The 10,090-nt window shown below is 39.1% G+C and carries 11 protein-coding genes; 4 read left to right on the top strand and 7 right to left on the bottom strand.

Annotation, left to right across the window (positions count from 1 at the left end):
- The first annotated feature begins 160 nt into the window (after nucleotides 1–160).
- Both IM509_RS20435 and IM509_RS20430 read left to right on the top strand, forming a co-directional pair.
- Nucleotides 161–340: a hypothetical protein gene (locus tag IM509_RS20435; protein ID WP_287717336.1), complete on the top strand. Its 180-nt coding sequence runs from the start codon at nucleotides 161–163 to the stop codon at nucleotides 338–340.
- A 194-nt stretch (nucleotides 341–534) separates the two neighbouring features.
- Complete coding sequence (locus IM509_RS20430; protein ID WP_052277493.1) at nucleotides 535–1,488, top strand: DNA-methyltransferase; 954 nt, start codon at nucleotides 535–537, stop codon at nucleotides 1,486–1,488.
- Nucleotides 1,489–1,709: 221 nt separating this feature from the next.
- Here the strand turns inward: IM509_RS20430 and IM509_RS20425 are convergent, their stop codons facing one another.
- Together IM509_RS20425 and IM509_RS20420 are read right to left on the bottom strand one after the other, a co-directional pair.
- Nucleotides 1,710–2,780 (bottom strand): glycosyltransferase family 4 protein, encoded by a 1,071-nt coding sequence (locus tag IM509_RS20425; RefSeq protein ID WP_185237473.1) that lies wholly within the window; start codon nucleotides 2,778–2,780, stop codon nucleotides 1,710–1,712.
- Nucleotides 2,781–3,000: 220 nt separating this feature from the next.
- Entirely contained in the window at nucleotides 3,001–4,131 is a 1,131-nt protein-coding gene (locus IM509_RS20420; protein ID WP_185237474.1) for a glycosyltransferase family 4 protein, read from the bottom strand.
- 451 nt (nucleotides 4,132–4,582) lie between these two features.
- Here IM509_RS20420 and IM509_RS20415 point away from each other — a divergent pair, with 451 nt between their 5' ends.
- A complete protein-coding gene (locus tag IM509_RS20415) occupies nucleotides 4,583–5,521 on the top strand; it encodes a WD40 repeat domain-containing protein (protein WP_185237475.1) in 939 nt (312 codons plus the stop codon).
- Between the two features lie 450 nt (nucleotides 5,522–5,971).
- On the opposite strand, the gene IM509_RS20410 is transcribed toward IM509_RS20415, so the two are convergent.
- On the bottom strand, nucleotides 5,972–7,312 hold the full coding sequence (locus tag IM509_RS20410) for an AAA-like domain-containing protein (protein ID WP_052277489.1): 1,341 nt from the start codon (nucleotides 7,310–7,312) through the stop codon (nucleotides 5,972–5,974).
- Nucleotides 7,313–7,456: 144 nt separating this feature from the next.
- Between IM509_RS20410 and IM509_RS20405 the strand changes: the two genes are divergently transcribed.
- Nucleotides 7,457–7,621 carry a hypothetical protein gene (locus IM509_RS20405; RefSeq protein ID WP_002786421.1) on the top strand — a complete coding sequence of 55 codons (165 nt, stop codon included), beginning with the start codon at nucleotides 7,457–7,459 and terminating at the stop codon, nucleotides 7,619–7,621.
- 71 nt (nucleotides 7,622–7,692) lie between these two features.
- On the opposite strand, the gene IM509_RS20400 is transcribed toward IM509_RS20405, so the two are convergent.
- The 4 genes from IM509_RS20400 to IM509_RS20385 form a co-directional block, all read right to left on the bottom strand.
- Nucleotides 7,693–8,235 carry a peroxiredoxin gene (locus tag IM509_RS20400; protein WP_002786420.1) on the bottom strand — a complete coding sequence of 181 codons (543 nt, stop codon included), beginning with the start codon at nucleotides 8,233–8,235 and terminating at the stop codon, nucleotides 7,693–7,695.
- Nucleotides 8,236–8,532: 297 nt separating this feature from the next.
- A complete protein-coding gene (locus tag IM509_RS20395) occupies nucleotides 8,533–9,345 on the bottom strand; it encodes a hypothetical protein (protein WP_052277488.1) in 813 nt (270 codons plus the stop codon).
- Nucleotides 9,346–9,507: 162 nt separating this feature from the next.
- On the bottom strand, nucleotides 9,508–9,756 hold the full coding sequence (locus IM509_RS20390) for a type II toxin-antitoxin system PemK/MazF family toxin (RefSeq protein WP_223210312.1): 249 nt from the start codon (nucleotides 9,754–9,756) through the stop codon (nucleotides 9,508–9,510).
- 27 nt (nucleotides 9,757–9,783) lie between these two features.
- Nucleotides 9,784–9,960 carry a hypothetical protein gene (locus tag IM509_RS20385; protein ID WP_167341558.1) on the bottom strand — a complete coding sequence of 59 codons (177 nt, stop codon included), beginning with the start codon at nucleotides 9,958–9,960 and terminating at the stop codon, nucleotides 9,784–9,786.
- Between the last annotated feature and the right edge of the window lie 130 nt (nucleotides 9,961–10,090).

The following is a 10,090-nucleotide window of genomic DNA, read 5'->3' as shown; positions in this document are numbered from 1 at the left end:
ACATCTAAATTTAGCTTTATTCATCCCTCTTTGATTAGAAAAGATGATAAAAAAGCTGATTTCTCAACAGAAAAACTTATCTTAAATTCGGGCTGATTTTTGAGAGTTTTTGTTTTTTACTTTTTCAGCAAACCCTATATAGAAAGGCATTTAGCGATTTTTGTCAATTGTTTTTGCTCTAGAGCGAACTAATCAATTAAGTCTCTTGTCAGATAAGGATTTAGTCGATTTATGCCCCCCTATCGAACCATACCAAGTAACGAAGAACCTTAAAAACTTTCAGATCCCCCCGCCTATCGGCACCCCCCTTATCAAGGGGGGCAGGGGGGATCGAACCTAAAATCCATTTCTAATTTAATTATAACCAGCTACTTATCTTTGCCTGCTACAGATGACATTAATTGTTTGAAAAAACTGGCTCTCTTGAATATTGGATGTAAAATGGGTAAAACCCCACACCCCACACCCTACCCCTAGGAAAAACTTTTTGCCGCAAACCCTAATTTAAAGTGGCTCTTCTCTGCTAAATTGTCTATGAATCAGTTGCCCTTATTTTCTCAATCCAAATCAGTGCGAGACTTTTATCAACCTGATGCCGAAATAATTCTTTATCAAGGAGATAGCAATAATTTTATCAAGACTATACCAGATAATTCTGTGAGCTTGATTATTACTTCTCCTCCCTACAATTTAGGAAAAGACTACGAAAAAAAAATCTCTTTGGATACTTATCTGGAAACCCAAACCAAAATTATGCGAGAATTCTCTAGAATCTTGCAAGATAATGGCAGTATTTGCTGGCAGGTGGGAAATTTCGTTCAAGAGGGAGAAGTTTATCCTTTAGATATTTTTTATTATCAGCTATTTAAACAAATGGGTTTCTTTTTAAGAAATAGAATTGTCTGGCATTTTGGTCATGGATTACATACCTCTAAAAGATTTTCTGGCAGATATGAAACTATTTTATGGTTGACAAAAACCGATAAATACACCTTTAATCTTGATCCAGTGAGAATCCCCGCTAAATATCCCGGTAAGCGTCATTTTAAAGGTAAAAATATCGGTAAACCCTCTGGTAATCCTTTAGGGAAAAATCCCAGCGATGTTTGGGAGTTTTTAGCACAAGAATGGGATGAGTTACTTTGGGATATTCCTAACGTTAAATCTAATCATCCAGAGAAAACTATTCATCCTTGTCAATATCCAATCGAATTAGTAGAAAGATGTGTTTTAGCCTTGACAAATGAGGGGGATTGGGTTTTTGATCCCTTTGCTGGAGTCGGAACTTCTCTGATTGCTAGTATTATGCACAATCGTCGAGTGATGGGGAGTGAAAAAGAAGCAGAATATGTGAAAATTGCTAGGGAAAGAATCACCGATTATTGGCAAGGAAATCTCAAAATTCGTCCTTTAGGAAAACCTATTCATCAGCCTAATGGTAAGGAAAAAGTTGCTCAAATTCCCGAAGAATGGCACAATAATATATAGGAAGTAACACTGAATCTCCCCCCCAGGTAGATGGATTCATGAATCCATCTACTATGAGTTGATGCTAAATCTGGTTATTAAAAACTGATTATTTATTCCCCCTGTTGCCTTTTGCATGAGTAGAAAACGGGTTTCTCCGAGAAACCCGTTTTCTGTGCGTTACTCAACGGATTTAGTATAACTCATCTGACAATGATTGATAAGTTTTTTTGTCACCATTTTTAGAGAAAACTTTGCAGAATTGTGGCGGTTTCTTGACCAGTTTTTTCCCAACTAAAAAGCTCGGCGCGTTGGCGACTCAAGAATTTTAATTTTACGCGTAATTGTTCATCAGTAGCGATTTGCTGCATTGCCTCTCTCATCTCATCGATACTATAGGGATTAATTAAAATTGCCGCCTCTCCTGTGACTTCTGGGAGAGAGGAAAGATTAGAAGTAATCACAGGAGTTCCACAGGCGATCGCTTCTAGTACAGGTAATCCGAAACCTTCCCAAAGGGAGGGATAAACTAAAGCAGTTGCTTGGTTTAAAAGTTGCGGCAATTCTTCATAGGAAACATAGTTTAAAAATTGCACTCGTTGAGAGATTGATAATGCTTCTACCTGTTGCTGTAGAGCCGGGGTAAAACGGGGGTCAAATTGACCGACAATTAATAATTGATATTCGGGATCGATTTGGGAAAAAGCAGTAATTAAACGACCGAGATTTTTATGAGGATCATAACGACCAAGATAGAGAAAATAGGGACGAGTCGCCAGATTTAGAGGACGAAAATTATCAGAATCATATCCAGAAAGAATCACGGTTATTTTGTCAATAGGTATGTTAAAAAACTTATTAATATCGGCGGCAGTTGCTTGGGAAACAGCGATAATATGTGTGGCTTTTTTCAGGACTTGGGGTAAATAGTATTTATTATAAAAAGTTAGGGGAGAAAATTTTGGAAATCGCAGGGGAATTAAATCATGAACTGTGACAATATAGCGACAATTTTCATAAATAGGTGCTTCGGGAATGGGGGTAAATAGCAGGGAAGACTTCAATTGTTGATAGGTTTGATAGAGTTGGGTTTCTGTCCAAATTAAGCGCCTAATATTGCCTTTGGTTCCCTGCTCTTGGGTGAGGTTTGCCGACACAGGATAGGTGTTAAAATCTGGGTAACTATTAGAAGTGATTAGGGTAGGATTTAAGTTAGCTAATTGGGGAATTGTATTTTTAGTATAGGTAGTCAATCCAGTATATTTAGTACCGAGAAAAGCGAGATTGATTAATAATTGATGATTCCTATTCATAGATATTAGCTAGTTAAGTAGGTAGGTGTTAAAAGTTGTCAGACACCCCCCTTATCAAGGGGGGATTAAGGGGGTATCTGCACCACCCTTATCAAGGGGGGATTAAGGGGGTATCTGCACCCCCCTTATCAAGGGGGGATTAAGGGGGTATCAGCACCCCCCTTATCAAGGGGGGATTAAGGGGGGATCCATCTTCAATTTAATTATAACTACTTACTTATTATAAAAGAGAACGATAAGCTTTTATGGTAGCTTGTGCGGTTTTTTGCCAAGAGAATTTTACTGCTTGTTTTTTTCCTTTAGTGATTAATTCTTGACGGAGAGAGGTATCACTAATCACCTGATAGATTGCTGCGGCAATTTCTAGGGGATTATCGGGATTAATTAATATTGCCGAGTCTCCGGTGACTTCGGGTAAGGATGCAGTATTAGCAGTTACCACAGGACAACCTAAAGTCATCGCTTCTAAAACTGGTAATCCAAAACCTTCATAAAAGGAAGGATAGACAAAAACATCAGCTTTTTGATAATAATCCGCAACTAAGTCATCAGCAAGATAATCAAGATGTTGGATACTATCTCGGAAGGGAGACTGAGATATTTTATCGAAAATTGGTTGATACTTCCATCCTTTTTTGCCAATCAGAATCAGATTATGGTCTAATTTATACCTGTCCTTGAGATAGTTAAAAGCGGTGATGAGATTAATAATATTTTTTCGTGGTTCTAGGGTACTAACAAAGAGTAAATAGGGTTTAGTGATAGTTCGGGATGAGGGAGGATTGGGGAGAGAAGAATAACGACTTGCGAGGGGAGTAACAAAAATTTTCTCTGGGTTCACATCTAAATATTCGATAATATCTCGTTTGGTACTTGCGGAGTTAGCAATAACTAAATTTGTCCATTGTAGAGATTGTTTAATCCGTTGGGTGTAGGTTTTGACAATCCCCGTGACAAACTCAGGATATTTAATAAAAGTAACATCATGAATAGTCATAACTTTGCGACTCTGACGACAAGGATACACCACATGATCCAATCCGTGGAGAATATCGGGAGAATCAAGAAAGTTTTCTAGATAGGGAATTAGAGGATTAGGAAATCGGGTTAAGATATTGCTAAGACTGACGGGAATTGGTAAACATTTAACCTCTGGATAGGATTGTAGTTTTTCAGGAATAGAAAGATTACCCCGCAGCCAGTTTTTTACCGATGGTTGAAAACAGAGGGACAGGGAAAAGTTTTCTTGGTTTTGTAATTTAGCTAATTCGGCAATCAGGTGATAAGCATATAATCCAATTCCACTAGGATTCTGTCTTATCGGTGTACCATCAACTAAAATTTTAAGCATTTGCGGTTAGATAAGATTGACGGGATAGATATTTTTAAAATTACAGATTCAATTGTCAATTTTGCTCGCTTAGGACAAGATTAAAATCGGCAATAAACTCCACCCTAATAGTTAATCTTACCCTATAACGTCCCTAAATAGCAGCTTTTTTGGGCTAGGTTACAGGGAATACTTAATTTATCGGGCAATTTTTTCGATTATTGTCCCCTCACCTACCCTATTACTATGATTGTCAACGGGTACTTATAAGCTAAGACCTATTTTAATAGGCTATCCTTAGATTAGCTGCATCTCCTTGACGAGAAACACTGTAATTAGTTATAATCAGGGAACAATAGCTTCTCCGTACTTGTGGTGAGCGGAAAAAGTTATCTCAGGGATGAAGTAGTCCCCTACAGAACCACTAACATCGGGTAATGCCGAAAAATCTTGATTAACTAATGTCTTTACTATGTTTAATCCCTTAGTATCTTTTAAATCTTTAGAAGGCCATGAAGGTGAGGTTAAATGTCTAATTTTTTCCCAAGATGGTCAATTTTTAGCTAGTGGAGATAACGAGTTAACTGTTATTGTTTGGGATTGGCAAAAGAATCAAAAATTTAGTTTACAAGGACATGAAAAAGCCGGTTGGTGGGATAAGGGAATCAACTCTGTTGCTTTTAGTCCCTGTCAAGGATTTTTGGTTAGTGGAGGAGATGATCAAACTGTAAGAATTTGGTCACTGGAAACTAAAGAATTAATCTCTACCTTAACGGGACACCAAGATAAAGTTACAGCAGTAGCTGTTCATCCCGATGGGGAAATTATTGCTAGTGGTAGTGAAGATAAAACGGTGAAAATATGGTCAGTAAAAACTGGAGAAATTCTTTCTACTTTACAAGGTCATAGCGATAAAGTCCTAACAGTTAAATTTAGTCAAAATGGTCAATTTTTAGCCAGTGGTGGCGGCGAAAATGACAAAACGGTAATTATCTGGAATCTGGCAGAAAAAAGCAGTATTACCTTAAAAGGTCATTCCGATTGGTTTGGAGGTATTTTATCGGTAGATTTCGGCAGTAATAACAAATTTTTAGCCAGTGGCAGCAAAGACAAAACTATTAAAATCTGGGATATTAAAAGAGGTACAGAGGTAAAAACTCTCAGCGAACATAGTGATCATATCAATTCAGTTAGTGTTAGTCCTAATAATCAACTATTAGCCAGTGGTAGTGATGATAAAAGATTAAAATTATGGGATTTAAAAGCAGGAAAAGCCATTATTTCTATTCCCCATCCCCAAAAAATCTATTCCGTTTGTTTTAGTCCCGACGGTAATTATATCGCCACGGCCTGCCAAGATAAAATCGTTAGAGTTTATGGCACTTCCGAACTCCAATCTTTAGCAAGTTGAACAATCTTTGAGCGGGTGCATCTCATTTTTGTAAATCTACTAAGTTGGGATTTTTAAAGGCAAACTATCTGCCAAAATTGATCGTTACTTCCGATTTTATTACTCAATCCCGACTCTTGGGGAGTTCTACCCCCCAAACCCCTAGGGTTGATTCATCGTAGGGTTGATTCATCGTAGGGTTGATTCATCGTAGGGTTGATTCATCGTAGGGTTGATTCATGAATCAACCCTACCCGAACCCCGGAGCGCATGAGCTTTTCGGTGGGATGCTTACACGCAGCTGCTGATATATTTGTAATAATTTAAGAGTCACTAATAATTGCTGATTGTCGATATTTCTGCAAATGTGATACTAAATCCGGTTATTAAAAACTGATTATTTATTCCCCTTTGCATGAGTGCCTCTCCTCATAACTGGCCTGTACTCAACGGATTTAGTATAATTATCTACTAGAGATCGCTGCCGGTTTGTTCCTCTCGGAAGTAAAGCTGATATAATTGACAGCTAGGCTGGGCTAGATCGCCTTTTAACTGAATTAAACCCATACTTTCCAGTTTATAGGCAGTAATCGGTTCTAATCGCGCTCCCTTATCGGAAGAATTAACCACTTCCCCCATCCCTGTCAATAATTCCGGCTGTTTTTGCAGACTATCCCAGTGATGACGCAGGTGTGCCGCATAAATTCCCCCTTGGGTAGCAGCATTAGGGAGAATATTTTTTTCCCCGCGCACCCGCGCTTCCAGGGCCAAACGGCTAAGATAGGGATGACCAGCAACTAGAGCGATTAAATCCTGGATAAAACGCTGATTATCTTCATTTTTAGGCAATCCGTAGCTACTAGCCAAGTTTTCCAGTTGTTCGAGGCTAAAACCGGGTAATTTAATCGCACGGCCGACATTAAAGGGAGATTGATTAGCGTCCAATTGAATATAGATTTCCGTGGAATTAGCAATCGCTAACCGCAAATTCTGCCAGATTTCTAAATTATTAGCTTCTTCGTGCCAACAGCGCAAAAGCGGCAGAAAATCCCTAGCGATGTCGGGATACTCGAAAATTCTGTCTAAATTATCTAGGGCCAAAAAAACAGGCCCGTTAATCTGTTCCAAAAGATAGGACTGAAAATAGGTTTGACAACTGATTAAACTGCCAAATAGTTCCTCGTCCCAATATTCATCTAATTGAGGCTTTAAACCCAATTCTCGGCTGACATTTGCCGAAAACCAACGACAAAATCGGTCTAAACTGGCAAACATCGCCTTTTCTGCCACTTGACAATTAATATAAACTGTGCTATGTCCCCAACTATCTGCCTGAGCGAGCAGATGTTTCAGGAGAGAAGTTTTACCAGTCTTTTCGGGGGATTTAATGCGAATAAGTGACCCTGGACGATTAATTTCTTGATAACAGTCGCTTTCGACGGGAGGGCGGCTAATATAAGTATCTATAACTGATTTTTCTGCTAGTATCGGGGTGGGGTGATTTTTCCATTCAGGATATTTGATATCTTTGAACCATTCTCGGAGGATTTGGAACTTACCCGGCCCTTTACTACCTAATTCGAGTTCGGGACAGCCATTATCTTTATCTGCCGAGAAATAGCTATAGATTTTAGTCATCTGTTTTTTATAGGTTTCATGGCTGGCAGCCTCGGCCATTTCCCAAATTTCCTCATCCGGTTTGCGCCAATTTTCGTAGGCAAAACGAACCAAAAAAATTTCCTTTAATTTGCCTTGAACACCGTATTCTCTAGCTAGATGTTTGAGAAACTCGTCCCATCCCTGTGGTTTCATCCCGTTCTACTTTATTCTACTTATATTCCCTTTTTTTCCATGTTAACCCCTTTTTCCCTCTTGGCAATGGGACTGACATCCGAGAGAAAACGCTCTATGGTAAAAATAGGTCAATTACCTGATGGTGTCTAAGGGAGTAAAACCATGAAAATCTCGTTAACCTTGTTTGTTGTGGCCTCCTTGCTGTTAGGTTCAATTCCTCACACTTTAGCGGTTAATAGTCAAGATAACCATTTTGACCATTCCTCTTGGCCGCTAAGTTTACAAAACCGTGACTGTAAGGGTGATAAGGACGATAATTGCAATTAGTACTGATTATCTCGGTTAAGGTTATTACTGTGTATCCCCCACCGATGAAAAAATCGTGGTCGGGATTTTTTTTATGAAATCGCCTGTAATTCCTCTAAACGTGCTAAAACTTCGGCACTGTGAATGGCAGGATTTACCCCTAAATAAATCTCTTTTAAAATCCCATCGGGATCGATAAGATAGGTATGACGCAGGGAAACATAACCCATCCAAGAACCATAAGCTTTACTAACATCTCCGGTAGTATCTGCCAGCAAAGGAAATTTTAAACCCTCCGAGTCACAAAATTCCGCATGAGAATCGACATCATCGGCACTTACCCCTAAAATCTGCGTATTTTTAGCCATATATTTCGGCAAATCCTGCTGAAAACGCCGCGCTTCTAGGGTACAGCCAGGGGTAAAATCCTTGGGATAAAAATACAAAACTACCCACTTACCCCGATAGTCCGATAGGGAAATATTTCCTTCTCCCGTGTTAGTCGGTAGGGTAAAATCGGGTGCCGGTTGATTTAAAGGGGGTTGGGGGCCTCCTAAGGCGTTAGCATCGGGAATAAAGGCAAAAAATGCCAGAATTACTGCAATTAAAAAACTCAACAGTTGACGACGAGACATAATCAGTTATCAGTTATCAGTTATCAGCTTTTGGTAGTTTTTTCCATGTAGTGAAATGCGCAAGGGAATTTTGCATCCACAATTGGTGTAAAACCTTTGCAAAGTAAGGCTTTCCTAGTTCACAGGGTACGGGAAGCGAAAAGATAAAATTCTGAAAATCCAGCATCCTGTGCGCTTATTTTACAGCTTTTACTGCCTTATTGCCACAAAAATTTCACTGCTTCACAACGGGGTCAAACGCTACCTTTTCCGTGGTTGAGGCTCCACTGACTTTGATACACCACTAAGCACGACCCTTTACAGATATAGCCAAGGCATAGTTTGACGAGTCAAGACACGAATTGCGTATTTCAACTGTTCGGAACGACTATTATAGTCTTTTCCTTCAAAATGTCCCGCAATACCAGAAAATTTCGGTTCAACCGGAAACCTTTTACAAACATTAGCCGATTGTGATGCTAAATTAATAGCTTGATAATATCGATGTTCACTATAAAAACAACCCTGCTGATGATTTTTGTGCATCGGCTGCAGGTATCTTTCATAGAAGTATTTGCTAAAGACAAGGAAACGAGTATCTGCATAAGAAGGATTATTTTGTTTGTTCCGTAATTGTTGCAAAATTGGCCACTTAAAATCACACAAACATTCAAATTGATGTTTAATCGCCTCTAAAATATCGGTCATATTAAGCAGATAAATTCTCCCAGTTATCTTGGCAATATAAGAAGACTCTTTTATTAGTGCTGATTTTAAAATTCCCTCCTCTATTAATAAGGTTTCGCCGTAACCTTTGCCAAAATCACGAGGAAAATCATTGGCATCTAGTGAAATAAACTCAATTTGTTTGTTATGGGGATTTTCTTGAGTCGTTTCTTGCAGTCGCTCAAGAGGCCAACCAGAATTTTCCACAAATAGTATTTTTTTGATACGAGGATGAAAATTAATATAATACTTCAGGGAATTGTAGTAATCTTCCTGTCTTTGTTCAGGAACATTTGGATAGGCATTCGGCATACCTTTAACATTAATTGTTGCCGTTAAAAGTAAGACTAATTCCTGCTCTATATTTAACCAACCAGCTTGAGAATTTGTTCCTAATCCATTCATAACTTATTATCCCAATTAGTGAGTAACATTGACTAATTTTTTCAAAATCTTCTCTCCTCCTATAAAAAAAGAAGATTAGGTAATCGACTAGGGTTTTGTTTCCTCCAAACTTGTGAGGGAAATTCTAACACAAGCCTTGATTCCTTGCCAGTCACGCTCTGATCAATGTCCAATCACAGCTAAATTTGCAGATGGTGGCAAAGTTACGATAAAACAACGAAATATCGAAGCGACCCGTAACCCTGCCCAGACCCAATCCTGAAGCGCATAATCAGTAATTCCTAGCACTTTTGACTGAGTTGTGATCAGTCCAACTATTACATCAGGTCGAAGAGAGTGGTAAGTCTCTGATGACAAAACCACAGCCGGACGGCGCTTAATTCCTGTCACACCGGGAAAATCAACTGTCACCACATCTCCAGTGGAAAACGTCACCAATTAACCCCCCTCCACATCAGAGAAAGTTTTGGCCGCATAGTTTAGGGAAAAATTGACAAGATCGATCTCATCCTCCTCAGTCCAGGTATCACTCTGATCTAGCGATGGTTGTTGTTGTTGTCCGACAAGTTCATTGAGAATGATTGTGGCCAATCGTAAACGTTCCCCAGTTGACATCCTCGCCGCCCTAAAAGTGCGGCGATTCCTAAACCTCACGATTTAAGTTTCTGCTTCCACCACCGTCGCATACCACAGTTAAAAAACCATGTACTGTCTTACACAGAGTCCACAGACTTTCGCCCCATTT

It is taken from the genome of Microcystis sp. M31BS1 (assembly GCF_020245285.1).
Lineage (GTDB): Bacteria > Cyanobacteriota > Cyanobacteriia > Cyanobacteriales > Microcystaceae > Microcystis > Microcystis panniformis.
This window is presented reverse-complemented; position numbering and strand designations above follow the sequence as displayed.

Excerpts from the sequence above, each read along its gene's own strand:
- IM509_RS20430 (WP_052277493.1), top strand. The coding sequence starts at position 535 with ATGAATCAGTTGCCCTTATTTTCTCAATCCAAATCAGTGCGAGACTTT.
- IM509_RS20425 (WP_185237473.1), bottom strand. The coding sequence starts at position 2,780 with ATGAATAGGAATCATCAATTATTAATCAATCTCGCTTTTCTCGGTACT.
- IM509_RS20420 (WP_185237474.1), bottom strand. The coding sequence starts at position 4,131 with ATGCTTAAAATTTTAGTTGATGGTACACCGATAAGACAGAATCCTAGT.
- IM509_RS20415 (WP_185237475.1), top strand. The coding sequence starts at position 4,583 with ATGTTTAATCCCTTAGTATCTTTTAAATCTTTAGAAGGCCATGAAGGT.
- IM509_RS20410 (WP_052277489.1), bottom strand. The coding sequence starts at position 7,312 with ATGAAACCACAGGGATGGGACGAGTTTCTCAAACATCTAGCTAGAGAA.
- IM509_RS20405 (WP_002786421.1), top strand. The coding sequence starts at position 7,457 with ATGAAAATCTCGTTAACCTTGTTTGTTGTGGCCTCCTTGCTGTTAGGT.
- IM509_RS20400 (WP_002786420.1), bottom strand. The coding sequence starts at position 8,235 with ATGTCTCGTCGTCAACTGTTGAGTTTTTTAATTGCAGTAATTCTGGCA.
- IM509_RS20395 (WP_052277488.1), bottom strand. The coding sequence starts at position 9,345 with ATGAATGGATTAGGAACAAATTCTCAAGCTGGTTGGTTAAATATAGAG.
- IM509_RS20385 (WP_167341558.1), bottom strand. The coding sequence starts at position 9,960 with ATGTCAACTGGGGAACGTTTACGATTGGCCACAATCATTCTCAATGAA.